This is a genomic window from Streptomyces sp. NPDC002133 (assembly GCF_040296405.1).
In the GTDB taxonomy this organism is placed as follows: domain Bacteria; phylum Actinomycetota; class Actinomycetes; order Streptomycetales; family Streptomycetaceae; genus Streptomyces.
Map to the genome: position 1 here is coordinate 238,291 of NZ_JBEOXF010000006.1, position 26,765 is coordinate 265,055.

A 26,765-nucleotide genomic window follows, 5' to 3' on the forward strand; every position below is an offset into this window, starting at 1 on the left:
GAGTGTCGATCAGCAGGAATCGGCGTACAAGGCCTCACACATCGCCCGCGCGAGGAGGTCGAACTCCTCGACGTCCACGCCGGGGAGGGTACTCCTGCGCGATCGGTCAACGTACCGGCCCGCGCCGGTTCCTTCGGCGGCGGTCCTTGTGATCGTAGGGCGGCGATCACGTTGTCCTGGCCGACGTCAGGAGTTCGTAAGGATGACGAGTTGCTGGGTCGCTCGGGTCATCGCGACATAGCGGTCGACGGCTCCTTCGATGCCCTTGCCGAACGTCTCTGGGTCGATGAGGACGACCAGATCGAACTCGAGCCCCTTCGACAGTTCCGGCGTCAGCGACCGGACGCGGGATGTCGCGCGGAACGTGGGATCGCCGATGACGCAGGCGATTCCGTCGGCATGGGTGGCGAGCCAGGTCTCGAGGATCGAGTCCAGATCCGCAACCGATCCGTGGACGACGGGGATGCCGTTGCTGCGGATGGAGGTCGGCACATTGGCGTCCGGGAGAGCAGCGCGGATGACCAGCTCGGCCTCCGTCATGACTTCTTCCGGCGTGCGGTAGTTGATGCTCAGGGAGGTCACGGTGATCCGGTCGAGCCCGACCCGTTCGAGCCGTTCCTGCCAGGACTCCGTGAACCCGTGCCTGGCCTGGGCGCGGTCACCGACAATGGTGAAGCTGCGGGACGGGCAGCGCAGCAGCAGCATCTGCCACTCGGCGTCGGTCAGTTCCTGAGCCTCGTCCACGATGATGTGGGCGAACGGGCCGACGAGAGGTTCCGGGTCGATGCCGGGCAGTGCGCTCTCGTCGATCAGGGTGTCCTGCAGGTCCTGTCCGCGCAGCATCCCCACCGCGCCTTCGCTCTCGTCGATCAGGACGTTCTGCAGCAGGCCGTCGATGACGTCGGCTCTGCGCGCACGTTCGGCGGCGACGGAGGCGTCGTGCCGACGCTTGCGTGCTGATTCCTCCGGGTCGCCGAGCCGCTGCCGTGCCGCGTCCAGGAGCGGCAGGTCGGACACCGTCCAGGCCTGGGCGTTCTTGCGCTGCAGTTTGCGAACGTCAGCGGGGCTGAGCCAGGGAGCGCACTTGCGCAGGTAGGCGGGCACCGACCACAGATCTCCGACGAGGTCACTCGCTTCGAGCATCGGCCACGCACGGTTGAGAGTCCTGGTCAGCTCTCGGTCCTGCAGCAGCGACCTCCTGAGCAGGTCGGGCGGGGCGTCGCTGTCGTCCTTGTCCATCAGGATCGTGAGCAGCTCCTCCCGGATCTGGTCGCGCGCCTCGTTGTGCGGAGTGCCTGGTTCCACTGCTTCGAACGCCGCCGCCCAATCGTCGGGGCTCAGCCAGATGTCGGACCAGTGGCTCGAGACCGTCATCCCCTCGGTGGGCGGCTCCTCGTAGATGCCGACGGCCGGCTCGATCGCCTTCACCAGGTCCGCGGACGACTTCAGAAGGGCCACGCTCGGGTCGGTGTCGATTGCTGCTCCGGCGCCCTCGGTGACGAGGTCGCGCAGGGTGCAGGTCTGCACTCCCTCCTCGCCGAGGCTGGGCAGGACATCGGCGACGTAGGCCAGGTAGGGCTGGTGCGGACCGACGAACAGCACGCCGCCCCGACGGTGACCGAGGCGAGGGTCGGAGTAGAGGAGGTGGGCGGCGCGGTGCAGGGCGACGACGGTCTTGCCCGTCCCCGGACCGCCGTCGACGACGAGAGCACCGCGGGATCCCGCCCGGATGACGGCGTCCTGGTCGGCCTGGATGGTGGCGAGCACGTCGCGCATCCGAGCCGACCGGTTGCTGCCCAGGCTGGCGATGAACGCCGACTGGTCGTCGAGCGCGGCGTGCCCCTCGAGCCCGTCGGCGGTGAACACTTCGTCCCAGTAGTCGCTGATCCGACCGCGGGTCCAGCGGTACCTGCGGCGGCTCGCCAGACCCATCGGGTTGGCGTGGGTCGCCGCGAAGAACGGCTCGGCCGCGGGGGAGCGCCAGTCGAGCAGCAGCCGACGCCCCGCGCTGTCGGTGAGGCCAAGGCGTCCGATGTAGACGGGCTCGGGGTTGTCCGCACGGACGATGTGTCCCAGGCACAGGTCCAGACCGAAGCGACGCAAGGCGCGCAGGCGACCGGTCAGGCGGTGGATCTCCGAGTCGCGGTCCATCGCCTCCCGGCCGATGCCGCCGGGCGCCTTGCGCTCGGCCTCGAGGCGGTCGGACAGTTCGGCGATCGCCTGCTCGAGGCTCTCCGAGATGGCCGTGAAGTGCTGCTCGTCGCCGTCGATCAGCGCCGGGTCGGCCTTGGGGGAGAGGTGGTCGGGAAGGTCGAACGCGCTGGTGGTCAAGGGGTTCATGGCATCAGCTCCGGTCCGAGTTCGCTGCCGCGACGGCCGGCGGCGCGCACACCCGCAGCTCGGTGCCGAGTGCCCGCACCCGCTGTGCGCGTCCCACCACCGACTCGACGTCACCGCGCGACCAATGAACCGACAAAAGCACATGCACTTCGTGAATCTCCCATTTCTGCAGGTTCTGACCTCGGCCCGCGATTCTGCCCCACGACCAGGGCCTTGCCGCAAGCCCCCCAGTGCGCTATAAGTTGAAAGTGGCAAGGAGTGGGTACTCCTCTTTGCCTTCATCGTCCACTTCGGACGGACAAGCCCTCCCAGCATCGGCGACCCGCCACGCACAGCGGTTTCGTCGGCCCAGGAGGATCTTCTACGGGCCACATCCAGCCGCATCACGAGGCCTTTGTACGCGCCGATCCCTGCTGATCGACACTCGAACTCTCAGCCTCTTCGGCAAAGCCGGCTCGAAGTCGTCGAGAGCGCCACCATGAAACGTGTCCGAGCGGCAGGTGCGGGTGGCAGGCTCGACCGCACAGCCTGGACGCGCCCCCGGAGGGCGGTTGCGGAGTCCCTGCCTGCCCAGATCGAAGTACTCGGTGTGGCCTGCGCCGGCGACTGCATCCAGTCGGAGACCGGCGAGGACCAACCACAGGTCGCGCGGTTCCCGCTGCTGCGAAGCCTGAGGCGGGGGCCGATCGAAGGCTGGGCCGATCCGCGTGCGCTCGATCAACTTCCGCTGCGCGGCGACTCCTTGCCGCCCGGGCGGACAGAGACGATCTCGTACGGCCGGCTCGGGCCACAGCGTATGAAGCGGTGTTCGCGACGCCCGACGAGCTCGACGCCGGCGGCGACGTGAACGCGCGTCACCGGCGGGGAGCCGCTGCTGCAGCTCGGACGTCGGGATCGCGGGCACGGTGTCTGCGGTCCGGGGATGGTCCGGACATGCCGTACAGTAGGCGTCACCGACGCGGGGTGGAGCAGCTCGGTAGCTCGCTGGGCTCATAACCCAGAGGTCGCAGGTTCAAATCCTGTCCCCGCTACCAACTCCGGCCCCCTCGACGCACCGTCGAGGGGGCCGGAAGCATGTGGTCGGCGCTACGGGTCGGTGGCCGACGCGACCGGCCGCAGGGCGATGTCCGTCTGCCCGTCGTCGTACCGCACCGCCTCACCCAACGGAGCGTCCGGAGCGTGTCGTGGGCGCCCACTTCTTCTCGCCGGCGGCGTACGCGCACTGCGGCTCGAACTGGTGGAGCAGGATCGGCAGGCCGATTCCCGTCCTGCCAGGCGGCACCGATCCAACGCGCCTGAAACGCCAGGCCCCGTCCCGGCCAGAAGCACTGTCGGCTCGATCTCGGTGAGCACATCGTTGATGTCCCGCTGTGCGGGGCACTCCGACCTGCGGGCAGCGGGGGAGCTTCCCCGTCGGCGCACGTAGCGGCGAGTGCTCTGGCCGACCCGCTTTCGCGCTACGCCTCGGCGCAGGCGCGCTGGATGTTCGGGTACACGCGGGGACGTTGCGCGCTGGGCCTTCACCGCCTCGACCCGGCCACCCGCCACGTACCCCGGCACAGCTGAAGCCGACGGGGCCGACTTCTGATTCAGGTCTATGACCGTGTGACTGTCGGATCCGGACGCAGCCAGTGATCACCGGTGGTCCAGCCGAGGAAGCGGCGGGCCCGGCCGTGGTTCGCCGTGCCGTCGGCGGCGAAGCTGCCTCCTGCGGTGACCAGTCGTAGACCCTCGAGAGCGGGGGCGAGCCGAGCGGCTACATGGGCAGGTTGGCGGGCCGCCTCCTCGTCCAGCCAGGCGAGCACGACCGACTGCTCGCCCGAGTCGCAGAGGGCCAAGTGGAATACCATCTGGCGCCATGCGTACGCCGCGTCCTTGATCGTGGCCAGCGGTCGCGGGTGGTGATGCACGTGGGCCGTCAGTCGGCACACGGCGCTGAAGCAGCGGCGTGCCAGGTCGTCCCAGCCGGGCTCCGGCGCGATGTCGATCTGGCGGACCAGCGTGGCGAGATTGTGCGTGGTGAGGATCTGCGCCTGCTCTATCACCTTGCCGTTCGCCGCCACGGACCAGGCCCCGCACACGCCGGCCCGCTGGGCACACAGCTTCGCGAAACCGGGCGACGTGCGGGCCCCGTACGAGCGGCTCAGCGCCTCGCCCGCCTCGACGATCGCCAGATTGCGGATCGCCGCGTAGTCGATCCCGTAGTAGCGCTCGTACAGCGTGCCTCCGAGCAGCTCGGCTGCGACCCGCGCCGCCGCGAGGAACTTCGGACTGAATGTGCCCATGAAGATGTCCGCGGCCAGCTCCTCGACCAGCGGTGCGCGCAGGTCGGCCTGGCCGGCGAGCACGGCGAGTTCGCGAACGAGCGGGTTGGGCAAGAGTGTGCCCGGGAACCCTTGCACGGCCAGCTCGCCGAGCTGCCGCAGTGCGGCGTGTGCGAGTTCCTGCCCCGCCAGGTCGCCGCGCTGCCCGGCCACCGCCCGCACCCATGGCAGTTCCTCGATCCGCACTTGCCGCTCCAGGTTGAGAAGGAGCAGGGAACGGCGGTTGCGGAATGCCCGGTAGTTTGCGGCCATCAGGGTCCGCAGAGCCTCGTCCGTGTACGCCTGCGCGGTGGTGGCGGCAACCAGTTGCGGCACCAGCTCGGCCAGCACCTCGGCCGACGGCACCACACCTCGCTCCACGAGCGTGCCGATCGGTGCGCTCAGCGCGGCCTCCACGACGTGTCGGATCGCCGGCGGAATCGACGTTCCCGTGGGCAGCCCGGTCTCCCGCTGCTCCTGCTCGGTCACCGCGGCAACCAGGGGTGCGACAGCGGCCGCGCCCACATCCTGGGGGAGCCCCGAGAGCCGGCGGATCACCAGCTGGGCCAGCGCGTGGTGTGAAGGAAGCTTGGCTTGTTCCGCCTGCTGCCGCCGCAGTGCCGTGTGCCGTTCGGAACCGGGCAGACCGCGCCTCCGCACCATGGATTCCACGGCATGCCGCAGCAGACCGAGCTGCCGTACGTCCAGCGGACGCCCGGCGACGGTCTCCTCCAGCGCGCCACGCAGAATGCCCAGGTTCTCCCGGGGGCTGCGATGCTTTCCGCAGCGGGTGTGCTCCGCCGCCAGCTTCCCGTAGCGATGCAGCAGCGCGGCGCCGCGCCCATGCCAACCGACGTCCGGGGTGCGTTCCAGAACGCGACCGGATCCGGCCGTCTCCAGCCAGTGAGCAAGCAGCTCGTCGGTGAATGGCTGCCAGACCGTGAGCGCCTCCCGCTGGGCCTCCACGGCCGCGTTGGGCCGCCGACGTGCAAGCCTCGCACCGGCGTCGGCGACGGTATACCGTTGCATCGCAGCCACGTCCGGTAGGGGCTTGGCCGACGGCCGAGGCATGAACCGCAGCCGGTCGGCGAACGGTTCCAAGACCTCGACGAGTGCCACCGCACTCGCCACGTCCCCAGAGCGCACCAGCCACGCCACGGTGAGCAGCGCGGCCTCCTCCGGCACGGTCACCGCGTAGCGGCCACTGTCCAGCAAGGCACTCAGCCAGGCGAGACCTGGCTCAGTGAGGCAGTGAGCGAAGAGCGCCCGGCGATCGGCCGCCACAGCGAACCGGTGCGCGGCGTCCGCCTCGTACGGCTGGAGCGACCCACCGGCGCTCGCAGCCCCGGTGGCGAATCCGCCCCGTATCACCTCCGGCGTCACCCACACCGGAAGACCAGGCACCGGTGTGCGCGAACCAACCTTCAGCCGACCGCCGGCAACACCAGCGAGCACGGCACGCCAGCGCTGCCCTCGGTCCTCCGCCCGACGGCGCGTTTCAGCATCCTCGTGCGTCAGCGCGGTCATGAAAGCCTTGGCCATCTGGCCCAGCGCATAGGGCGGGGCCCCGGTGAGAAGCTGCTGCTCAGCGTCGTTGTTCATAAGCCGACGTGGCAGGTTCTGCCCCCGCGCCCTCCGGGTCCCGAGCCCGGCGCTCTGCTGCTGAGCTACACGTCGATGGCAGTGACGTTAGACGCCGAACCGGATGGCGAACAACCGAGATTTCGACTTCTGAGCGAACTCAAGAGCGGGGTGGGAAGGCGACGTTCTCTCTGCGTCCCGAGCGGCCACAACGGGCACGCTGACATCGCTGGTGAGCTGAACGTTCTACAGGCCGGGCCGGGCCGTCGCGAAACCCAACCGGCATAGCGAGGAGCCACCCCCTTTCAGGGGTGGAGGAGCGGGGTCCGGGCCGGGCGCTGACGGACCTGCCTGTCGCGTCGCGCAGGTGACCCCGCCCGTCGCGCGGGTGACTGCGCTGTCCGCGTATGGCTAGTCCGCCGTGCCGCCGGTGTTCCGGATCATCTGCTGGAGCACCTTCATGGCCGTGAGGTGGTCGGCGTCGTCGATGCCCCGGTGGATGCGGTCGCGGACGGCCGGGGCGTGCCGCTTGACGGCGGCCCGCGCGTCGTCCCCCGTCTCGGTGATCCACAGGCGTGCCTCGTCGTCGCGAGTGAGCCAGGCGCGTTCGAGCAGAGCTTCCGCCGCCGCCGTCAGATCGTCCTCGCGCCGGAGGTACGTGCTCATGGCCCGCTGGAGCTCGGGGACGGTCATGCCGCGGCCGTCGGGCGAGAGGTCGTTCTTCGACAGGTTGCGCAGGATCCAGTACTGCGGCTGGGTGAGGCCCAGTTCGGCCAGCTGTGCGCGGACGTAGGCGACGAGGGTCTCGTGGGCGACGCCGGTCCAGTACGCGACGGGCTGCGCGGCGAGTTCGGCGTCGGAGAAGTGTCGGGTCGTCATCTATGGTGCTCTCTCTCCATCCGTTGTGCGGGTGCAAGCACCGTAGAACCTCAAGTCGGGTTGAGTTCAAGGTGTGCAGGGACGGGCGGCGACGCACGGCCATCGGCAAATTGACGGTGCGTCGAGGCGTGGGACGCACGCCGACGATGCGTAGGCGTTTCATGGGTGTCCTTGCTTCTCGTCACCGCCTCCCTCATCGATCTGGGCGCGCCGTTCACCGTGGCCGTGCCGCGCGACATCCTCTGGTTCGACGGCCTGGCCGCCGCAACCTTCACCGTCAGGGGCGGCCGTTTCGTCGACGGGCTCGGCCGGGAGGTCGTCCTGCGTGGATACAACGTCTTCGCCGGGACCGAACTGGAGGAGAGCGCTGCTGACCGCGCCGGGCACTGGTGGCCGTCTGCACTGTGCGCTGGTGACGAACGGGGCGTCGGCGCCGTCGGGCGACCTGCTGCGGGGTGCGCGGGAGGAACTGGCGACGTCGGCGGCGGGGCGGGGCTGAGGACCCATCGATCAGTCGAAGTCTCCCTCGGGGCATGGCGTCCGCGACACGAGCTGTACCCCGGGTACGAGGGAAAGGGAGCCGACCTTGCTCGCGGAGGTGGGGCCGGGGGTGTTGTTGCGCGGCTGAGGACGAGGTCGAACCGACTCAGAACGGCGCCTTTCCGCGGCGATCACAGGTGGAGGCGCCGGCCGTCGTGGGTGATGCGGCAGGCGGGGTGATGCAGCCGGTAGCGGCGCGCCGTGGGCGCCGACGCGCTGTGCGGCGTCCCACGGCGGGCCGGTGAACCGCGCGGGTGCGTGCCCCTCGCACCGTCCCACCGCTCCGGTGCTCAGTTGTCATCGCGGCGCCCCGCCCTCTACCCTGAATGCGCTTCCACCAGCAGCGATCCACCAGATGCACCGGATCCACCGGATCCACCGGATTCTTCAGCTTCAGCAGGCACCAAGGGCGGCGGCTTCACCATGGGCGACCCCACCGTGTACGACGTCGCAGAGCGCGCCGGCGTGTCCATCGCGACGGTCTCGCGCGTCTACCGGAGTCCCGACACGGTGCGTGCGGCGACGCGCGAGAAGGTGCTTTCCGCGGCGCGGGAGCTGGGGTACGTGCCCAGTGCGAGTGCGCGGGGGCTGGCCAGCCGGGCGACCGGGGTGCTCGGGCTGTGCTTCCCCGACTTCGCCGATCCGGAGGCGGAGGCCGAAGGCGCTGCGGACGCCGACGAGGCGGAGATGAGTTTCTACGGGGACGAGGTCATCCGCGGGATGGAGCGTGCCGCCCGGCGGCACGGGTACGCGCTGCTCATCTCGGCCGCGCATGCGGACCGGGCGGGTGAGTCGATGGCGGACGTGGCCGGACGGGTCGACGGCCTGGCGATCCTTGCCCAGCAGGTCCCGGCGGCGGTGCTGGATGTCGTGTCCCGGCGCCTTCCGGTGGTCGTGCTCGCGGGCCACACGGCCCCCGGCCTCGACCGGATCGAGGCCGCGAACTTCGACGGCCAGCTGGAACTCACCCGGCACCTGATCGACGACCACGGCCTCGGCCGCCTGGCCTTCGTCGGGGGTCCCGAGGACTCCCCGGACGCCGCCGCCCGGTTCCGTGGCTTCCAGGCGGCCCACCTCGCTGCGGGGCTCCCCATGCCCGAGCAGCCCGCCGCGCGCGGTGACCTGACCGTGGCCTCCGGCCGTAAGGCGGTGATGGATCTGCTCGACCGGGAGGGCGAGCTCCCGCAGGGCTTCGTCTTCGCCAACGACCAGATGGCCGTGGGGGCGCTCTACGCCCTCGCCGAACGGGGGGTGGTCGTGCCCGACGACGTGGTGGTCACCGGGTTCGACGGGATCCCGCTGAGCCGCATGGTCAGTCCGGCTCTCACCACCGTGCGGCAGCCGATGAGCCGGCTCGGAGAGGAGGCGGTGGAACTGCTGATCGCCCGTCTCGCCGACCGCAGGCGGCCGGCCACGGCGCGTATCCTCCCGACGGCCCTTGCGCGGCGGGCCAGCTGCGGCTGTGCCGCGCAGGCCTGACCCCACGACCCCGGGACCCCTGGGGCGCGTCGGCCCCGGCACTCCGCCTGTCGTATGCGCATTCATCCAGACTTCACCGGCGCCCTGACGGCGGTCGCCGTTGCGCAGGTGCCGACGAGCGGACGGTCCGCACTTATGTGAACACCCTGTTCGGCCAAGGTTTCGACAGGTTTACGGAAGCGTTATCGAGCCCCCCTTGTGTGATCGTGGGCTCTCCTGGAAGGTCATGTATGCGCTTACAGAACGCCGTGCGCGACACGTATGACACGCACGACCCGCGCGACAAGCACGACCAGCACGACTGCGCGATCTCAAGGAGGAGCCCGCATGTCCCGCAACGCCTTGTCCCTCACCACCGCCGTCGCCATAGTCTCGGCGCTCGGACTGACCACCGCCTGCGGCAGCAGCGGCGGCGGCCAGGTGGGCGCGGACGCGAAGCAGACGCTCACCGTGTGGGCCATGGGTGAGGAGGGCGCGCGGATCGAGGGTGTCGCCAAGAAGTTCAACGAGAAGTTCCCGGACATCACCGTCAAGGTGACCCCCATCGGCTGGGACGTCGCCCATCAGAAGCTCGTCTCCGCCGCGGCCGCCGACAAGCTGCCCGACATGGCGCAGCTCGGCTCGACCTGGGTGGGCGAGTTCGTCGACCTCGGTGTCCTGGCGCCCGTGGACAAGTCGGCCTTCAAGGCGGACGACTTCTTCCCCGCGGCCTGGAAGGGCAACGAGAAGGACGGCGAGGTCTACGGCGTTCCGTGGTACGTCGACACCCGCGTGCTCTACTACCGCACCGACCTGGCCCAGCAGGCCGGCGTCGCCAAGGCGCCCGCGACCTGGGACGACCACCTGGCCCTCGCCGAGGCGCTCAAGAAGCTCGACAGCACCAAGTGGGCCATGTCCCTGCCCGCCGGCGGCCAGGGCGCCTGGCAGAACTGGCTGCCGTACCTCTTCTCGGCGGGCGGCACGCTGCAGGGCGAGGACGGCAAGCTCTCCTTCGACTCGCCCGAGGCGGTCACGGCCTTCACCGAGTACGCCAAGTACTTCGACAAGGGGCTCGCGAAGAACACTCCCGCCGCTCCCGGCTACGACGTGATCAAGGACTTCGGCGCCGGCCGGGTGCCGATGTTCGCCTCCGGCCCGTGGATGGTCCAGAACATCACCGACCAGGCCCCGCAGCTCAAGGGCAAGTGGGCCGCCGTGCCCCTCCCGGCGGGCAAGCGCCCCGCCTCCATCATCGGCGGCTCCTCCCTCGTCACCTTCGACAGCAGCGAGCACAAGGCGGCGGCCGAGGAGTTCACCAAGTTCCTCACCGACGCCAAGACGCAGGCCGACTGGTACGCGATGACCAAGTCGCTGCCGGCCAACAAGGCCGCCTGGCAGGAGCCGGCCCTCGCGCAGGCCGACGTGGAGGTCTTCCAGAAGTCGCTGGACGCGGCCGTCGAGACCCCGCCGCTCGCGCAGTGGGAGCAGATCGCCCACGAGATCGACGTCACCCTGGAGAAGCTCGCGAAGGGCGGCGACCCCGCCGCGCTCGCCAAGGAGCTGCAGAAGAAGACCGAGGGCATGGTGGCCTGAGGCATGAGCACCACCACCAAGCCTGCCGTCTCCGGTCGGCCCGCCGCTGTCACGCGGCGGCCGGCCGGGGCCGGGGGCCGGACGCCGGGCGGGGAGCCGCTGCGGCGGGACCGGCTCTCCCGGCACAACCTCGCCGGGTGGCTCTACTCCACCCCGTTCCTCGTCTTCTTCCTGACCTTCATGGCGTTCCCGATCGTGGCGACGCTGGTGATGAGCTTCACCGACTTCGGGCTGCGCAACGTCACCAACCCGCTCGGCGCGGAGTTCACCGGCCTGGAGAACTACACGAAGCTCTTCGAGGACGAGCAGTTCCTGCGGGCGCTGTTCAACACCGGCTATTTCGTTGTGCTCGGCGTGCCGCTCACCATCGGCAGCGGGCTGCTGGCGGCGGTGCTCCTGAACTCCGGCATCGACCGGCTCCGTACCTTCTTCCGGGTCGGTTTCTACGCCCCGGTGGTCACCGCCATCGTCGCGGTCGCCGTCGTCTGGCGCTTCGTCCTCGATCCTTCCGAGGGTCTGATCGCCGGACTGGCGGGGGAAGTGGGGCTCACCGCCCCCGACTTCCTCGCCTCCGAGGCCCTGGCCATGCCGTCGCTGATCGCGATGGCGGTCTGGCGCAACATGGGTACGGCGATGGTGCTCTTCCTCGCCGGCCTCCAGGCCATCCCCACCGAGGTGCGGGAGGCGGCGAGGATCGACGGGGCCCGGGCCCTTCAGGAGTTCCGCAGCATCACCGTCCCGTTGCTGCGGCCCACCATGCTCTACGTCGCGGTCATGACGACCATCGGCTTCCTCAACGTCTTCGAGGAACCGTTCGTGATGACCAACGGCGGACCCTCGGACAGCACGCTGACGGTCTCCCTCCTCATGTACCGCGAGGGCTTCGACTTCTTCCACCTGGGCTATGCCAGCTCGATGGCGTACACGCTGTTCGTGATCATCCTGGCCGTCACGCTGCTGCAGCTGCGACTGCTGAAGGACAAGACCAAATGATCACCACGACCGCACCTGCGAACCGGTACGCCGCACGCGACCGACGCGCCCGCCGCCTCAAGGCCGTCACGTACGCACTGCTCGGCCTCGGCATGCTGATCATGACGGCGCCGTTCGTCTGGATGGGCCTCTCCGCCTTCAAGACCGAGCAGGAACTGTCGTCGAGTCCCCCCGCGTGGATCCCCACCGACTGGACGCTCGCCAACTTCCGCGAGCTGCTGAACCTGCTGGACGTACCGCTCTACTTCTTCAACTCGACGCTCGTCGCGGTCTTCGTGACCCTCTGCAACCTGCTGTTCTGCTCGATGCTCGGGTACGCCCTCGCGAAGCTGAACTTCCGCGGGAAGAAGGCGGTTTTCGGCATCGTGATGGCGGCGCTGATGGTGCCCGGCAACCTGATGCTGATGCCCCAGTTCGTGATGATGAGCAAGCTGAACCTCGTCGACACCTACGCGGCCCTGATCCTGCCGTCCGCCGCCGGTGCCTTCGGGGTCTTCCTGATGCGGCAGTTCATCTCCGCGGTGCCCGATGAACTCCTGGAGGCCGCCCGGGTGGACGGTGCCCGCGAGTGGTACATCTTCTGGCGGATCGTCATCCCCCAGGTGAAACCCGCTCTGGCCACCCTGTCGATCTTCGTGTTCCTGGGCTCCTGGAACAACTTCCTGTGGCCGCTGGTCGCCACGAACGACGTCGACAAGTACACGCTGCCGGTGGCGCTGGCCACCTTCGCCACCGACCCGACCAAGGCCGACGGCTCCAACGGCGTACTGATGGCCGGTGCGCTGCTGGTGGTGCTTCCCGTGCTGATCGTCTTCATCGTCCTGCAGCGGTTCTTCACGCAGAGCATCGCCACGGCCGGCATCAAGTAACTGGCGCGTGCCCCCGACCCGTACGGGGCCGTCCGCAACCTGACGGCGGCCGGCCCCGTACGCCCCCTACCGCGCGCACCTCCCCCAGACCCGTCCACGCACGCCCCGCCCTGCAACGCACATCCCCCCACCGCCACCCGATGCCAAGGGAGTTGGACCGCTCCATGCACCGTCGCACCTTCCTCGCCGCCACGGCCGGCGCCGCGCCGGGCCCCGGCCCGGGGGGACCGGACGCGGCACCGGTCACCTACCGGGACAAGCAGTTCCTCCTGGACGGCAAGCCGGCTCTGGTCATGGCCGGGGAGATCCACTACTTCCGGCTCGAGCGCGCCGACTGGCAGTCCCGCCTCGACATGGCGAAGGACGCGGGGTTCAACGCCGTCGCCACCTACATCCCCTGGATGTGGCACGAGACACCCGACGGCACCATCGACGTCACCGGCCACACCCGCCCCGAACGCGATCTTGGCGCCTTCCTCGACCTCTGCATCGCGAACGGCTTCGACGTCATCGCGCGGCCCGGCCCCTTCACCATGGCCGAGCTCAAGGGCGAGGGCGTCCCGGACCGCGTGCGCAAGGAGCACCCCGAGATCAACCCCACGGGGTGGAACGGCGGCGACAGCCCCACCTGGGCCGTGGACTACCTCGCACCGGCGTTCCTCAAGGAGGCCCGGCGCTGGTACGGCGCCGTCATGCCCGTGCTCGCGCAGCGACTGCGCCGCAAGGGGCGTCCGGGCGTCATCGCCTGCCAGCTCGACAACGAGATCGGCATGCTCGACTGGCTGAGCAACACACCCGCGCTCACCGACCATCTCCTCCAGGACTTCAACTCCTGGCTGGACAGAACCCACGGGCCGGACCTCGGCGGCCGCTACCCCTTCGCCGGACGGCCCGCGGACGAACGCGACCACGCCATCCGCACGCCCGGCGACGCCTACTCCGCAGCGCTCATGCACGACCTCGGCACCTTCATGCGAGGCCGCTTCGCCCGCTACGTGATGGCGCTGCGCGAGGCCGCCGAGGACCACGGCGTACGGGGCGTGCCGTTCCTCATCAACATCCACGGCACCGCCGACAACAGTGCCGAGAACTTCCCCATCGGCATCAGCCAGCTGATGGAGACCTATGCCGGGAAGCCCGGGATGATCTCCGGCGCCGACTTCTACCTCGGCGACCTGAGCTTCCGCAACGTCACCGACCTCTACCTCATCAACGCCTTCATGGACGCGGTCCACGACGGCGACCAGCCCGTCACCGCCCTGGAGTTCGAGGCCGGCCACGCCGACTACGAGGACAACCTCGACGAGCAGACGGGGGCCGCGGCAGCCGACCTCAAGACACGGCTCTGCCTCGCCCAGGGCGCCAAGGTGATCAACTACTACCTGTTCGCGGGCGGCTTCAACCCCAAGCTCGACCGGCCGGCAGGCGACGGGAACGACCGCATCGGCTCCACCGGCGAACGCCACGGCTTCGCGGCCCCTGTCGACCCCGAGGGCAGGCCGGGGCCCAGCTACCCGGCGCTCCGGCGCACCGTCCACGCGGTGGACGCCAACGCCGCCCTGCTCGCCCCGATGAGAGTCGAGTACGACGCGCTTGCGCTCGGATTCGTGCCCGACCATTACCTCACCGAGTACCACCCGGCCACCGACTCCGTGCAGGCCGTCCTCGACGACGTCCAGCCCGTACGCGGCCTGGGCCCGCGCCGCGCCCTCGCCCGCGGCATGCTCCTCGGCGGGTTCCGCTACCGCGGCGTGGACGTCCAGGCGGGCGACCTCGATCCCGCCCGGACGCCCGTACTCGCGCTGGCCACCGGCGAGTACCTGGACGGCGTGATCCAGCGGCGGCTCGTGGACTACCTCGAGGCCGGCGGCAGACTGCTGCTCTCCGGGCGGCTGCCGGGCAAGGACATGGCGGGCCGCCCCGCGACCGAGCTGCGCAACGCACTCGGGCTGAAGCCGGGCAGGACCCTCACGGACGCGAACCGCTTCTTCCTCTCCGTGTCGGCGCACGGCTGGGCGGCCCCACGGGCGGAGATCCGGGTACCCAAGGCGCAGCTGTGCACACCGAGCCGCGGGGACGTCGTGCTCCGTGAGGTGTCCACGGGCGACGGCTGCGGGTTCGACATCCGCGTCGGCAAAGGCAGGGCGGTGGTCCTCACCAACGACTACCGCTGCGACCTCGACTTCTGGACCACGGCCCTGCGCGAGCTCGGCGCGGTGCCGGGGATCACTCACGACGCCAGGCTGCCTGGGGTGTTCCTCCTCACGACGGCGGACGCCGACGGCGGGCGACTGCTGCACGCCTTCAACATCTCCTCCGCCTACGGCCAGGAGTTCACCGTCGCGGAGCACGGCAAGCCGCTGTTCGGCGGTGAACGGCTGCAACTGCCCGGGCGCGGCGCGGCCATGCTGCCGCTGGAGCTCGAGGCGGGCGGTCTGCACATCGCGTACGCCACCGCCGAGATCAGCGGCGTGGCGGCGGGACGGGTGTCCTTCCGTGCACTGGGCGACGAGGCGGTCGTGGCCGTCGACGGCCGGGCCCGCTGCACCGGCGCCGAGGTCTCCGTCGAGGGTGGCCGCACCGTACTGCGCGTGCGGCGACCGGAGTTCACCGTGCACCGGGATTGAGCGCCGCCGGCGTCGGCCGTCAGATCGCGCCGGCCGGCACGACGCTCACCGGCGCCACGCCCACCGGCACCGCGCGCACCCGCGTGGCATGTTTGCAAGCAATGATGTATGCGCTTACATTGTGGGGACTGTCAGCCCTGCCATGGCAGAGCGAACAAGCAGAAGGATTGAGATGTTCGGCGGACCGTACGAAGACAAGGTCAAGGACCTGCTCAGCAGGATGACGGTCGACGAAAAGCTGGGGCAGCTCCAGCAGTTGACCTGGACCGGCGACACCGGCCCGGGTGGCGGCCAGACCGAGGAGGTCGAGCGCGCTGCCCGTGCGGGTGTGCTCGGTTCGGTGCTCAACCTGCACGGCGCTGAGCACACCAACGCCCTGCAGCGCATGGCCGTCGAGGAATCCCGGCTGGGGATCCCGCTCCTCTTCGGCCTCGACGTGATCCACGGTTTCTGGACCACCTTCCCGATCCCGCTCGCCCAGGCGTCGAGCTTCGACCCGGCCGTGGTCGAGCGTGATGCCGAGGTGTCCGCCAAGGAGACCCGTTCCAACGGCGTGCGGTGGACCTTCTCGCCGATGATGGACGTCACCCACGAGCCCCGCTGGGGCCGGATCGCGGAGAGCTGCGGCGAGGACCCGTATCTCAACGCGGTCCTCGCCGTGGCCAAGGTCCGCGGTTACCAGGGCGACGACCTGGCCGCCGACGAGAACGTCGCGGCCTGCGCCAAGCACTTCGTCGCCTACGGCGGCGCGGAGGGCGGACGCGACTACAACACCGTCGACGTCTCCGAGCAGCGGCTGCGCAATCTGTACCTGCCGCCGTTCCAGGCGGCCGTCGACGCCGGTGTGGCCACCGTCATGGCGGCGTTCAACACTGTCAGCGGCGTACCCGCGCACGGAAACCCCCACACGCTGACCGGCATCCTCAAGGAGGAGTGGGGTTTCGACGGGCTGGTCGTCAGCGACTACACGGGTGTCGAGGAGCTGATCGCGCACGGTTACGCGGCCGACGGCGCCGACGCCGGGCGCCTCGCCCTGATGGCCGGCGTCGACATGGAGATGGTCAGCACCCACATCTCCGGCCACGGCGAGCGGCTGCTCGCGGAGGGGAAGATCACCGAGGACCGGCTGGACGACGCGGTGGCCCGCGTCCTGCGGCTGAAGTTCGCGCTCGGGCTCTTCGACGACCCGTACACGGACGAGGCCTCGGCCATCGGTGCGCCAACTCCCGAGGCCCTGGCGGCGGCTCGGGAGACCGCCGCCCGCTCCATGGTGCTGATGAAGAACGACGACGGCGTCCTCCCACTCGACGCGGGCGCCGGATCCATCGCGGTGGTCGGCCCGTTCGCCGACCACACCGATCTGCACGGCACCTGGGCCGGGCCCGGCTGCCGTCGTTTCCCCACGGTCAGCGTGCTCGACGCCGTCCGCGCCGCCGCCCCCGGTGCGACGGTCACCCACGCAGGTGAGGACATCGCGCAGGCGGTCGCCGCGGCCGAGGCCGCCGAGGTCACCGTCGTCGTGGTCGGCGAGGAACCCGAGCTCAGTGGCGAGGCCGCAGTGCGCAGCGAGCTCTCCCTGCCCGCCGGGCAGGAGGAGCTGATCGCCGCCGTCGCAGCCACCGGCAAGCCGTTCGCCGTCGTGCTGCTGAACGGCCGGCCGCTCACGATCGGCGACTGGGTGGACCGTGTCCCCGCGCTGCTGGAGGCGTGGCACCCCGGAATCGAGGCCGGGAACGCGATCGCCGACGTACTGTTCGGCGCCGTCAATCCCGGCGGCAAGCTGCCGGTGACCTTCCCCCGGGCGGTCGGCCAGATCCCGGTGTACTACAACCGGGAGAGCACGGGACGCCCCTACGACCCGGCGCAGGCGGACGAGAAGTACGTCTCCAAGTATCTCGATCTTGCCGACGGGCCGCAGTTCGCCTTCGGGTACGGCCTCAGCTACACCACGTTCGCCACCGGCGAGCCGCAGCCGGACCGGCAGACGGTCACCGTGGACGAGCTCGAGAGCGGTGCGCGCGTCGGGGTCCGGGTGAGCGTCACCAACACCGGCACGGTCGCCGGCGACGAGGTCGTCCAGCTCTACGTCCACGACCCGGTGGCGAGCATCGCCCAGCCGATCCGCCGGCTGCGCGGGTTCAGCCGGGTCACGCTCGAGCCTGGAGAGAGCACGGTGGTGCACTTCGCCCTGGGCGCCGAGGACCTCGGCTTCTGGACGAACGACCCGGCGGGGCGCTTCACCGTCGAGCCGGGCCGGATCGACGTGTACGCCGGTACGAGCTCCCTGGCCGAGGCCCGCTGCACGCTGACGATCGGCTGACGTCGCCGTCGCCTGCTGTCTGCCCGGCTGCCGGTGCGGGAAATCACACACTCCGCGCTCCTCGGGGCCCGGGAAACGTAGTGTGTTCGGCGGCCTGCACGGGCAGGCGATGCACGCTCGTCCGTACGGCCGGGTGACGCGATGCCCGTCCGTGCGGTCGGGCGATGTGATGCCCGTCCGTCCCCCGCGTAAGGCTCCGGCAGTCGGCCGAAGGCTCTCGGACACCGCGAGGCACGACGGTGACATATGCGCTTACACAGGTACTCGAGGAGGAGTCCCCCTTGCCCCGCACGGCCAGGAAGGCGCGAGCGGCCGTCGCGGCCGCCGTCGCCGCGGTGATGCTTGCGCTCGGCGCGTGCGCCGGCGGCCCCGTCCGGCAGTCGGCGCTCGGCGAGAAGCAGACGCTCACCGTGTGGGGCATGGGGGAGGAGGGACAGCGGCTGGGGGAGCTGGCCGAGGACTTCGAGCGGAGACACCCCGGCATCACCGTCGAGGTGACCTCGGTCGGCTGGGACGTCGTCCACCAGAAGCTGATCTCCGCGGCGGCCGCCGGCACGCTCCCCGACATGGCACAGATGGGCTCGACGCTCATGGGCGAGTTCATCGACCTCGACCTGCTGGAGCCGGCCGACACCGGGCGCTTCCGGCAGGACGACTACTTTCCGGCCGCATGGGCCACGAACGTGCAGGACGGCACGGTCTACGGCGTCCCCTGGTACGCCGACGTCCGTGTCCTCTACTACCGCACCGACCTGGCCCGGCACGCAGGTTCCGACGCCCCGCCCGCCACCTGGCAGGAGGCCCTCGACCTCGCACGGGCGTACCAGCGCGAGGCGGGCACCGACTGGGGAGCGGCCCCGCAGCCCGGCGGTACGGGCGCCTGGCAGACCTGGGTGCCGTTCCTCTACTCGGCCGGCGGTGACCTGCTCACCGACGACGGCTGGCCCGCCCTGGACACACCGCAGTCGGTCAGGGCACTGACCGCGTATGCGAAGTACTTCGACGAGGGTCTCGCCCGGAGGAGCTACATCCCCGGATACGACGTGATCAAGGACTTCGGCTCGGGCCGGGTGCCGATGTTCGTCTCCGGCCCCTGGCAGGTCCAGAACATCGAGGCCCGACTGCCGCAGCTGCGCGGCAAGTGGCGGGCGGCACCGCTCCCCGCCGACGAGACGTCCACCTCGTACGTGGGCGGCTCCAGCCTGGTCACCTTCAGCACCAGCGGCCACAAGGCCGCGGCCGAGGCCTTCACCGCGTTCCTCACCAGCCCCGAGAACCAGAGCAAGTGGTACGAGATGACCAAGACCCTCCCGGCGAACCGGCACGCATGGTCCCTGCCCGCCCTGCGCGGCGAATCCGACCTGGACGTCTTCTCGGCGCAGCTGGCTTCGGCACGGCCCGTCCCGCCGCTGCTCGAGTGGAGCGAGTTCGCCGACGTCATCGACGAGAAACTGGAGAAGCTGGCCCGGGGCGCCGACCCGGAGACGGTCGCCGCCGAGATGCAGCGCTCGGCCGAAGCGGTGCTGGGCTGAGCATGTCCGTCACTGCCACCCGGCCCTCCGCCACGGCCGCCCCCGAGCGAGAACCGGACACGAGCGCCCTACCGCGCCGCCGCTGGTCCTGCACCCAGCAGCTCGCGGGCTGGCTGTTCTCCATGCCTTTCCTCGTGCTGTTCGGCACGTTCATGGCCTTCCCCGTCCTGGCGACGCTGGTCATGAGCTTCACCGACTTCGGACTGCGGGACATCACCGACCCGCTCGGCGCCGACTTCGTCGGCTTCGGCAACTACACCGAGATCTTCGGGAACGAGAAGTTCCGCACGGCCCTGTTCAATACCGCCTACTTCGTCGTCATCGGCGTACCGCTGACGCTCGCGTCGGGCCTGTGCGCCGCCGTCCTGCTGAACAGCGGCGTCGACCGTATGCGCACCGTCTTCCGCGTCGGCTTCTACGCCCCCGTGGTCACCAGCATCGTCGCCGTCGCCGTCGTATGGCGCTTCGTCCTCGACCCGGCGGACGGACTGATCGCCGCACTGGCCGCCCAGGCCGGACTCACCGCCCCCGACTTCCTCGGCTCCGACACCCTCGCCATGCCGTCCCTCATCGCCATGGGCGTCTGGCGCAACACGGGCTCCGCCATGGTGCTCTTCCTCGCCGGACTGCAAGCCATCCCCTCAGAGGTGCGGGAGGCGGCCAGGATCGACGGCGCCGGCATCTGGCAGGAGCTGCGCAGGATCACCGTCCCCCTGCTCCGGCCGACCATGCTCTACGTCGCCGTGATGACGACGATCGGCTTCCTCAACGTCTTCGAGGAACCCTTCGTCATGACGGACGGCGGCCCCGACAACCACACCCTCACCATCTCGCTGCTGATGTACGAGGAGGGGTTCGACTACTTCCACATGGGCAAGGCCGGCGCCATGGCCTACGTCCTGTTCACCGTGATCCTGGCCGTCACCGTGCTCCAGCTCCGCCTCCTGAAGGACAACACCAAGTGAGCGCACCCGCGGGCGCACCCCGCCACAGCACTCGCCGGACCGGCCGGACCACCCGGGCGGCGGCGCTCGCCGTGCTCTGGCTCGGACTGGTCATGACGGCCGCACCCTTCGTCTGGATGGGCCTCTCCGCCTTCAAGACCGACCAGGACCTGAGCGCCGGCTCCATGGTGTGGATCCCCACCGAGTGGACGCTGCAGCACTTCCGCGACCTGCTCCGACTGCTGGACCTGCCACAGCACTTCCTCAACTCGCTGCTCGTCGCGACCGTGGTCACGGTCTGCAACCTGGCCTTCTGCTCGATGGCCGGCTACGCCCTCGCGAAGCTGAAATTCGGCGGCAGGCGGCCCGTCCTCGCCATCGTGCTCGGCGCGCTCATGGTGCCGCACAACCTGCTGCTCATGCCGATGTTCGTGATGATCAGCGGGTTGCGGCTGGCCGACTCGTACGCGGCGCTGATCCTGCCCTTCGCCGCCGGTGCGTTCGGGGTCTTCCTGATGCGCCAGTTCATGCGGGCGATCCCCGACGAGACCCTGGAAGCCGCACGGATCGACGGCGCCGGCGAGTGGTACGTCTTCCGGCGCATCGCGCTGCCGATGGTCCGCCCGGCCCTGGCCACCCTGGCGATCTTCACCTTCCTCGCGTCCTGGAACAACTTCCTGTGGCCGCTGGTCGCCACCAGCGACCCCGACAAGTGCACCCTCCCCGTCGCGCTGGCCACCTTCGCCACCGACCCGACCAAGGCCGCCGGTTCCAACGGTGTGCTGATGGCCGGAGCGTTCCTCGTGGTGCTGCCGGTGCTCGTCGTCTTCGCCGTCCTGCAGCGCCATTTCACCCAGAGCATCGCCACCACGGGCCTCAAGTAGCGCCCGTACCCCCTGCCCTCTTCCTCCGGAGGTCCACCGATCATGACCGCTCCCGTTCCACGGCGGCCGAACATCATCCTCTTCATGACCGACGACCACGCCCCGGCGGCCATCGGCGCCTACGGCAGCGTGATCAACAAGACCCCGTCGGTGGACCGGCTCGCCGCCGAGGGCACCGTCTTCGACAACACCTTCTGCACCAACGCGATCTGCTCGCCCGCCCGGGCCACCCTGCTCACCGGCACCTACAGCCACGTCAACGGCATGACGTCGCTGGAGGGACCCACCCACAAGTTCGACGCGAGCCAGCCCTCGTTCCCGAAGCTGCTGCAGGAGGCCGGCTACCAGACGGCCATCATCGGGAAGTGGCACCTCGGGCACGGCGAGGGCCACGACCCCCAGGGCTTCGACCACTGGGAGATCCTGCCCGAGCACGGTGTCTACCACGACCCGGACTTCGTCACCGCCGAGGGCAGGAAGAAGTACCCCGGCTACGTCACCGACATCATCACCGACCTCGCGCTGAACTGGCTCGACAAACGCGATCCCGACAAACCGTTCTGCCTGCTCGTCCAGCACAAGGCCCCGCACCGCGCGTTCGAACCCGCCGAGCGCCACAAGCACCTGTACGAGCACGAGGACATCCCCGTACCGCCCACCCTGCACGATGACCTCGACGGGCGCGCACCCGCCGCCCGCGAGGCCGAGATGAGCATGGAGGACCTCACCGACGAGGACCTCAAGGGCGCGCCCGTTCCGCCGGGACTGTCGCCGCGCGAGGAGCGCGAATGGCGCTACCAGCGCTACATCAAGGACTACCTCCGGGTCGTCGCCGCGCTCGACGAGAACGTGGGCCGGGTGCTGCACTACCTGGACATCACCGGCCTGGACGCGTCGACCGCCGTCGCCTACACCTCCGACCACGGCTTCTTCCTCGGCGAGCACGGCTGGTTCGACAAGCGCTTCATGTACGAGGAGGGCATGCGCATCCCCCTGGTGCTCCGCTGGCCCGGCGTCGCAGAGGCCGGCTCCCGCCACGAGGAGCTGGTGGCGAACATCGACTACGCCCCCACCCTGCTGGCCATGGCAGGGCTGCCCCCGCACCCGCGGATGCAGGGCCGGTCGCTAGTCCCGCTGCTGAAGGGCGACGGCAAGGGCGTGGCTGGTGAGGCCGACGAGGCCGGCAAGGCGTGTGAGCCGGGCGAGGCGAAGGGCGCCTGGCGGGACGCCGTCTACTACCGCTACTACATGCACCTGGACGTCTGCCACAACGTCCAGGCCTGCTACGGCATCCGCACCCGGACACACAAGCTGATCCACTACCCCGGCCACGGCTCGGGCGCCGACGGGGCCAAGGACGCGCCGCGCACACCGGCCTGGGAGCTCTTCGACCTGACGACGGACCCGAACGAGCTGCACAACCTCTACGACGATCCGCGGTACGCGGACCTGGTGGCGGAGCTGACCGTCCGGCTCGCCGAACTCCAGCGCCACTTCGGCGACACCCCGGAGGGCGTGCTGCCCGCGCCGGCCGCCACGCCGTCCACCTCCTGAGCCCACTCCCTGAGCCCACCCCCTGAAGGGAAGCGATCCCATGACGACAACCCGACCGGACCGCGACGACCACTCGGATCGCGACGCCCGCCCGGACCGCGACGCCCGCCCGGCGACCGAGTGGCTCGCCGACGCCGTTCTGTACCAGATCTACCCGCAGAGCTTCGCCGACGCGGACGGCGACGGCATCGGCGATTTCGCCGGCATCGAGCAGCGGCTCGACCACCTCGCCTGGCTCGGCGTGAACACCGTCTGGCTCAACCCCTGCTTCGCCTCGCCGTTCGAGGACGCGGGCTACGACGTGTCCGACTACTTCACCGTGGCCCCCCGCTACGGCACCAACGACAGCCTCGCGAAGCTCGTCGACAGCGCCCGCAGCCGGGGCATCCGCGTGCTGCTCGACCTCGTCGCGGGCCACACCTCGGACCAGCATCCCTGGTTCGCCGCGTCCGCGAACGACCCCAACGACCACCGCTACATCTGGGCCGCGACCGACGAACACCCCGGCGACGGCTTCCAGCCGTCGCCCGGCACCCGCCCCGGCTGGTACAAGCCGAACTTCTTCCCCAGCCAGCCCGCCCTCAACTTCGGCTACGCACGCACGAACCCGGACGAGCCATGGCGGCAGCCCATCGACGCCGAAGGACCGCGCGCCAACCGCCAGGCGCTGCGCGACATCATGGACCACTGGCTCGACCTGGGCCTCGCAGGCTTCCGCGTCGACATGGCCGCGTCGCTCGTCAAGGACGACCCCGGCCACGCCGAATCGGCCCGGCTCTGGCGCGACCTGCGCGACTGGCTGGACAGGACGCACCCGCAGGCGGCCCTGCTCTCCGAATGGGGCGACCCGGCCGTGTCCGTACCGGCCGGCTTCCACGCCGATTTCTTCCTGCAGTTCGGCGCCGACGACGACGGTCTGAAGCTGCGCTCCCTCTGGAACAACAACACCGGCACCGTGAGCGAGGGCTGGGCACCGCTCGAGCCCTACTTCAGCGCCGAAGGCGCCGGCTCCCCGCAGACCTTCCTCGACGGCTGGCGGACCGCCACAGGCGCGATATCCGCAGCAGGCCGCGGGGGCTTCGTCGCGCTGCCCACCGCCAACCACGACTTCTCCCGCCTCGCCTGCGGCCCGCGCACCGCCGAGCAACTGCCCGCGGCCTTCGCCTTCCAGCTGACCTGGCCGACCCTCCCGGCCGTGTACTACGGCGACGAGATCGGCATGCGCTACGTGTCCGGCCTGCCCGAGCACGAGGGCAGCGTCCTCGGCCCCCGCTACAACCGCGCCGGCTCGCGCACCCCCATGCAGTGGGACGACACCGAGAACGCCGGCTTCTCCACGGCCCGCGCCGAAGACCTCTATCTCCCCATAGACCCGGACCCGGCCCGCCCCACGGTCACCGCCCAGCGCGCGGACCCCACCTCCCTGCTGCACCTGGTCCGCCGCCTGATCGCGCTGCGCAAGGCCACGCCGGAACTGGGCAGTTCGGGCCAGATCGAGGTGCTGCACACCGGCTACCCGCTCGTGTATCTGCGGGGCGGACGCTTCCTCGTCGTGGTGAACCCGCGCCGAGAGCCGGCGCAGGTCACTCTGCCCGAGGGCCTGGGCACCGCGGCTGCCGCACCCCTGGAGGTCTCCGGCGTCGAGGTGAGCGAGAGCAGCATCCGCGCGGCAGGATTCTCGTACGGCATCTTCGACCTCGGCCGCTCCGGCGCGGCGGCAGGAACACGATGACCACGTCGGATCCCGGGGCGCGGCAGCCGTCCGCGTGCTGCGCCCCGGAGCGGGAGACGCAGGGGAGTCCGGCGGCAGCATCACCGACCCTGCCTGCCGCCACGATCCGGCCCGCCGCCACGATCTCGCACATCGCCTCGTCCGCGGTCCCGCACGGCGGCTGGCGCGAACTGCCCGGTGGCGCCTTCCTGATGGGCAGCGACGACTCCCCCTACCCGGCGGACGGCGAGGGCCCGGCCCGCGAGGTGAGAGTCGACGCCTTCACCATCAGCGCCACGACCGTCACCAACACCGAGTTCGCCGCCTTCGCCGACGCCACCGGATACCGCACGGACGCCGAACGCTTCGGCTGGTCCTTCGTCTTCGGCGGCCTCCTCCCGGACGACTTCCCGCCCACCCGTGCCCCTGCCGCCACCCCCTGGTGGCGCCAGGTCCACGGCGCGTACTGGCGCCACCCGGAGGGCCCCGGCTCGGACGTACTGGGCCGCATGGACCACCCGGTGGTGCACGTCTCCCACAACGATGCTCTCGCGTACTGCCGTTGGTCGGGGGCGCGACTGCCCACCGAGGCCGAATGGGAGTACGCGGCCCGCGGCGGCCTGGAGTCCGAGCCGTACCCCTGGGGCGACGAACGCGACCCGGCCGGCGAGTACCGCATGAACATCTTCCGCGGTGCCTTCCCGCACCGGAACACCGCGGCGGACGGCTATTCCGGTACCTGTCCCGTGGACGCCTTCCCGCCCAACGGCTACGGCTTGTTCAACACGACGGGCAATGTGTGGGAGTGGTGCGCGGGCCTCTTCGCCCCGGGCGCGCGGGTCCTCAAGGGCGGCTCCCACATGTGCCACGAGTCGTACTGCCTGCGCTACCGCACCTCGGCCCGCATGGGCAACACCCCGGACAGCTCAAGCGGGAACACGGGCTTCAGGGTGGTGCGGGGCCGGTGACGCCGGGTGTGTGAACGACCTCGGTGGTGCTCGATCGCGAGGTCGTCGTCCGCGGATACCTGCGCACGTGAGCATACGGGTTCGCGGACGCGGACGCGGATGCGGCGCAGCGGCACGGCGGGTGGGGGCGGCACGGCCGGCAGGGCGCCACGACGGTCCTACGGGGTGGCGCCGAAGGCGGCACCGGCGATTCCGAGCACCGCCGCCACGGCGATTCCGACGCCCCGTGGCGATGCCCTTGCCGATCTCACCGGCGGTGTCCCAGTCGACTTCCAGGTCACTCACCCAGCCGTCCGCGTCGACGTACGTGCCGCCACCGGTGACCGCGGGCGCGGAGCCGGGCGGCGCCAGGGGAGCCGGGCCCGGTGCCGTGAGAGGCCTTGTTCGCAGTGGTAGAGCCCGCTGAGGAACACCACCGGCAGATGCTTGATCGCGGCCACGGCTCTGTCCTGCGCGGTGTCGTCGTCCGGGTCGAGCACGTCTTCGGGAAGCCCGAGGTACTCGTTCTCCGCGGGGTGCTTGCCGCCGTGGGCGGTGTATGCGGAGCGCCAGTCTGCGACCTGCGTGCGGCCTGCCTGGACCTCACAGGGGTCGGTTTCCTCACCAGAGATGCGCACCCGGCCCAGCCAGCCCGTGTGGCGCAGGAATCGCACGGGAGGCAGGCCTTCCTCGGGGCAGCCCTGTCGTGCGGCGCGCAGTACTGCGTGCACCTTCCGCAGCGTGCGCAGCATCCCAGTCCGTGATTGGGCACCAGGATCGCTTCTTTGCAGCATGATGTAGCAACTCCTCGGCATCATCGTGGCGTGGGGCGGGCACCTTCTGGTGCCCGTCCGGTGGGCCGGGTGCGAGCGGCGCCCGGTCTCTACGCGTTCGGTGCCGATACCGTCTTCCTCGGCCGGGCAAGCTCCGCAACTATTCGTCGAGGACGGCGGCGGTCTGCGCGGCTCCTCATCGGGCCGCAGGGGTGAGAGCGGGGGTCGGCTGAATGACACCGGGGCTGGCTTGGGCTTCGGGGACCGGGCCTGGCTGGCCTGACCTGGGTGCCGCAGGCGCGTAGCGGCGCGTTCGTTCCCCGTTCGGGGAGCGCAAGCGGGCGAGGGCCCCGGGAGAATCGCCCCCGGAGCCCCCGCTGCTGTTCGTTCAGCAGCTGTCAGGCATGGCTACCGTCGCTGCTGCCTCCATACTTGGCAACCGTGATCGGGTCGCCGTAGCCGGTTCGCTCCCACGTCGACGTTCCGCTCAATAGAACTCGACGTCGCCGCGGAGGATGTACGCGGAACGACCTTGCGCTGGACACGGGTACCTGGCAGGCGGCTGAGGATGATCACGGCTAATGCCCACTGGCATGCGTCCGGACCACCCGCTTGGGCGCGCGGGCTCGCCACTTCGCTGGGCGGAACACCCGTCAGCGTTCGGTCTCCTGTTCCACCCCGGGACCTGGGATGCGGTCGAGGAGTTCCGCGAGGACGTCGAGTCGCAGCGCCGCACGAGGGACGTCGGTGGGCGTGACGCTGCCCGGGGGCGGCGGCTGGAACACGGGCGCCGGTTCCACGCCGAGCGCCGTCATCCGGTCGAGGATGCACTGTTGGAACTCCTCCGGTGAGGTGTACGGGCAGACGATGTCCCGCGGATCGAAGATCGTCCATGACAGCTCCTCGTCCTCGTCGCG

The 26,765-nt window shown here is 70.2% G+C and carries 17 protein-coding genes and 2 tRNA genes; 13 read left to right on the forward strand and 6 right to left on the reverse strand.

The genetic code is table 11. The features are described from left to right. Positions 1-186: 186 nt before the first annotated feature. Entirely contained in the window at positions 187-2,340 is a 2,154-nt protein-coding gene (helR, locus tag ABT078_RS10545; RefSeq protein ID WP_351225968.1) for an RNA polymerase recycling motor ATPase HelR, read from the reverse strand. A 957-nt stretch (positions 2,341-3,297) separates the two neighbouring features. Between helR and ABT078_RS10550 the strand changes: the two genes are divergently transcribed. Next, positions 3,298-3,374 (forward strand) — tRNA-Met (locus tag ABT078_RS10550). A gap of 561 nt (positions 3,375-3,935) precedes the next feature. Here ABT078_RS10550 and ABT078_RS10555 read toward each other — a convergent pair. From ABT078_RS10555 to ABT078_RS10565, 3 genes are all read right to left on the reverse strand, one after another. Continuing rightward, positions 3,936-6,245: an amino acid adenylation domain-containing protein gene (locus tag ABT078_RS10555; RefSeq protein WP_351225970.1), complete on the reverse strand. Its 2,310-nt coding sequence runs from the start codon at positions 6,243-6,245 to the stop codon at positions 3,936-3,938. A gap of 3 nt (positions 6,246-6,248) precedes the next feature. Next, positions 6,249-6,320: transfer RNA gene (locus ABT078_RS10560), tRNA-Pro, on the reverse strand. Positions 6,321-6,635: 315 nt separating this feature from the next. Beyond that, positions 6,636-7,103, reverse strand: coding sequence for a winged helix DNA-binding protein (locus tag ABT078_RS10565; protein WP_351225972.1), 468 nt, complete (start codon positions 7,101-7,103; stop codon positions 6,636-6,638). 963 nt (positions 7,104-8,066) lie between these two features. Between ABT078_RS10565 and ABT078_RS10570 the strand changes: the two genes are divergently transcribed. The 12 genes from ABT078_RS10570 to ABT078_RS10625 all read left to right on the forward strand — a co-directional run bounded on the left by ABT078_RS10570 (position 8,067) and on the right by ABT078_RS10625 (position 25,096). Further along, positions 8,067-9,122: a LacI family DNA-binding transcriptional regulator gene (locus tag ABT078_RS10570; RefSeq protein WP_351225974.1), complete on the forward strand. Its 1,056-nt coding sequence runs from the start codon at positions 8,067-8,069 to the stop codon at positions 9,120-9,122. Between the two features lie 327 nt (positions 9,123-9,449). After that, positions 9,450-10,694: a sugar ABC transporter substrate-binding protein gene (locus ABT078_RS10575; RefSeq protein ID WP_351225976.1), complete on the forward strand. Its 1,245-nt coding sequence runs from the start codon at positions 9,450-9,452 to the stop codon at positions 10,692-10,694. A gap of 3 nt (positions 10,695-10,697) precedes the next feature. Then, complete coding sequence (locus ABT078_RS10580; protein WP_351225978.1) at positions 10,698-11,687, forward strand: carbohydrate ABC transporter permease; 990 nt, start codon at positions 10,698-10,700, stop codon at positions 11,685-11,687. Next, a complete protein-coding gene (locus ABT078_RS10585; protein WP_502981193.1) occupies positions 11,684-12,556 on the forward strand; it encodes a carbohydrate ABC transporter permease in 873 nt (290 codons plus the stop codon). The genes ABT078_RS10580 and ABT078_RS10585 overlap by 4 nt, the downstream gene beginning before the upstream one ends. Positions 12,557-12,720: 164 nt before the next feature. Continuing rightward, the gene (locus tag ABT078_RS10590; RefSeq protein WP_351225980.1) at positions 12,721-15,183 is read left to right on the forward strand and encodes a beta-galactosidase; all 2,463 of its coding nucleotides are present in this window, start codon (positions 12,721-12,723) and stop codon (positions 15,181-15,183) included. A gap of 172 nt (positions 15,184-15,355) precedes the next feature. After that, positions 15,356-17,503 carry a glycoside hydrolase family 3 N-terminal domain-containing protein gene (locus tag ABT078_RS10595; RefSeq protein ID WP_351225982.1) on the forward strand — a complete coding sequence of 716 codons (2,148 nt, stop codon included), beginning with the start codon at positions 15,356-15,358 and terminating at the stop codon, positions 17,501-17,503. Between the two features lie 281 nt (positions 17,504-17,784). Then, on the forward strand, positions 17,785-19,035 hold the full coding sequence (locus ABT078_RS10600; RefSeq protein WP_351225984.1) for an extracellular solute-binding protein: 1,251 nt from the start codon (positions 17,785-17,787) through the stop codon (positions 19,033-19,035). 2 nt (positions 19,036-19,037) lie between these two features. Continuing rightward, the gene (locus ABT078_RS10605) at positions 19,038-20,000 is read left to right on the forward strand and encodes a carbohydrate ABC transporter permease (protein ID WP_351225986.1); all 963 of its coding nucleotides are present in this window, start codon (positions 19,038-19,040) and stop codon (positions 19,998-20,000) included. After that, the gene (locus ABT078_RS10610; protein WP_502981194.1) at positions 19,997-20,863 is read left to right on the forward strand and encodes a carbohydrate ABC transporter permease; all 867 of its coding nucleotides are present in this window, start codon (positions 19,997-19,999) and stop codon (positions 20,861-20,863) included. Before ABT078_RS10605 ends, ABT078_RS10610 begins: the two co-directional genes overlap by 4 nt. Positions 20,864-20,905: 42 nt before the next feature. Further along, positions 20,906-22,417 carry a sulfatase family protein gene (locus ABT078_RS10615; RefSeq protein ID WP_351225988.1) on the forward strand — a complete coding sequence of 504 codons (1,512 nt, stop codon included), beginning with the start codon at positions 20,906-20,908 and terminating at the stop codon, positions 22,415-22,417. A gap of 40 nt (positions 22,418-22,457) precedes the next feature. Then, positions 22,458-24,149 (forward strand): alpha-amylase family glycosyl hydrolase, encoded by a 1,692-nt coding sequence (locus tag ABT078_RS10620; RefSeq protein WP_351225990.1) that lies wholly within the window; start codon positions 22,458-22,460, stop codon positions 24,147-24,149. Continuing rightward, on the forward strand, positions 24,146-25,096 hold the full coding sequence (locus tag ABT078_RS10625) for a formylglycine-generating enzyme family protein (protein WP_502981195.1): 951 nt from the start codon (positions 24,146-24,148) through the stop codon (positions 25,094-25,096). The genes ABT078_RS10620 and ABT078_RS10625 overlap by 4 nt, the downstream gene beginning before the upstream one ends. Positions 25,097-25,377: 281 nt before the next feature. On the opposite strand, the gene ABT078_RS10630 is transcribed toward ABT078_RS10625, so the two are convergent. Next, complete coding sequence (locus tag ABT078_RS10630) at positions 25,378-25,806, reverse strand: hypothetical protein (RefSeq protein ID WP_351225992.1); 429 nt, start codon at positions 25,804-25,806, stop codon at positions 25,378-25,380. 695 nt (positions 25,807-26,501) lie between these two features. Next, positions 26,502-26,765 (reverse strand): hypothetical protein (locus tag ABT078_RS10635; protein WP_351225994.1); only part of this gene is annotated, 264 nt, incomplete at its 5' end.

What these genes read in the sequence shown, in the direction of transcription:
- helR (WP_351225968.1), bottom strand. Translation starts at nt 2,340, where the DNA reads ATGAACCCCTTGACCACCAGCGCGTTCGACCTTCCCGACCACCTCTCC.
- ABT078_RS10555 (WP_351225970.1), bottom strand. Translation starts at nt 6,245, where the DNA reads ATGAACAACGACGCTGAGCAGCAGCTTCTCACCGGGGCCCCGCCCTAT.
- ABT078_RS10565 (WP_351225972.1), bottom strand. Translation starts at nt 7,103, where the DNA reads ATGACGACCCGACACTTCTCCGACGCCGAACTCGCCGCGCAGCCCGTC.
- ABT078_RS10570 (WP_351225974.1), top strand. Translation starts at nt 8,067, where the DNA reads ATGGGCGACCCCACCGTGTACGACGTCGCAGAGCGCGCCGGCGTGTCC.
- ABT078_RS10575 (WP_351225976.1), top strand. Translation starts at nt 9,450, where the DNA reads ATGTCCCGCAACGCCTTGTCCCTCACCACCGCCGTCGCCATAGTCTCG.
- ABT078_RS10580 (WP_351225978.1), top strand. Translation starts at nt 10,698, where the DNA reads ATGAGCACCACCACCAAGCCTGCCGTCTCCGGTCGGCCCGCCGCTGTC.
- ABT078_RS10585 (WP_502981193.1), top strand. Translation starts at nt 11,684, where the DNA reads ATGATCACCACGACCGCACCTGCGAACCGGTACGCCGCACGCGACCGA.
- ABT078_RS10590 (WP_351225980.1), top strand. Translation starts at nt 12,721, where the DNA reads ATGCACCGTCGCACCTTCCTCGCCGCCACGGCCGGCGCCGCGCCGGGC.
- ABT078_RS10595 (WP_351225982.1), top strand. Translation starts at nt 15,356, where the DNA reads ATGTTCGGCGGACCGTACGAAGACAAGGTCAAGGACCTGCTCAGCAGG.
- ABT078_RS10605 (WP_351225986.1), top strand. Translation starts at nt 19,038, where the DNA reads ATGTCCGTCACTGCCACCCGGCCCTCCGCCACGGCCGCCCCCGAGCGA.
- ABT078_RS10615 (WP_351225988.1), top strand. Translation starts at nt 20,906, where the DNA reads ATGACCGCTCCCGTTCCACGGCGGCCGAACATCATCCTCTTCATGACC.
- ABT078_RS10620 (WP_351225990.1), top strand. Translation starts at nt 22,458, where the DNA reads ATGACGACAACCCGACCGGACCGCGACGACCACTCGGATCGCGACGCC.
- ABT078_RS10625 (WP_502981195.1), top strand. Translation starts at nt 24,146, where the DNA reads ATGACCACGTCGGATCCCGGGGCGCGGCAGCCGTCCGCGTGCTGCGCC.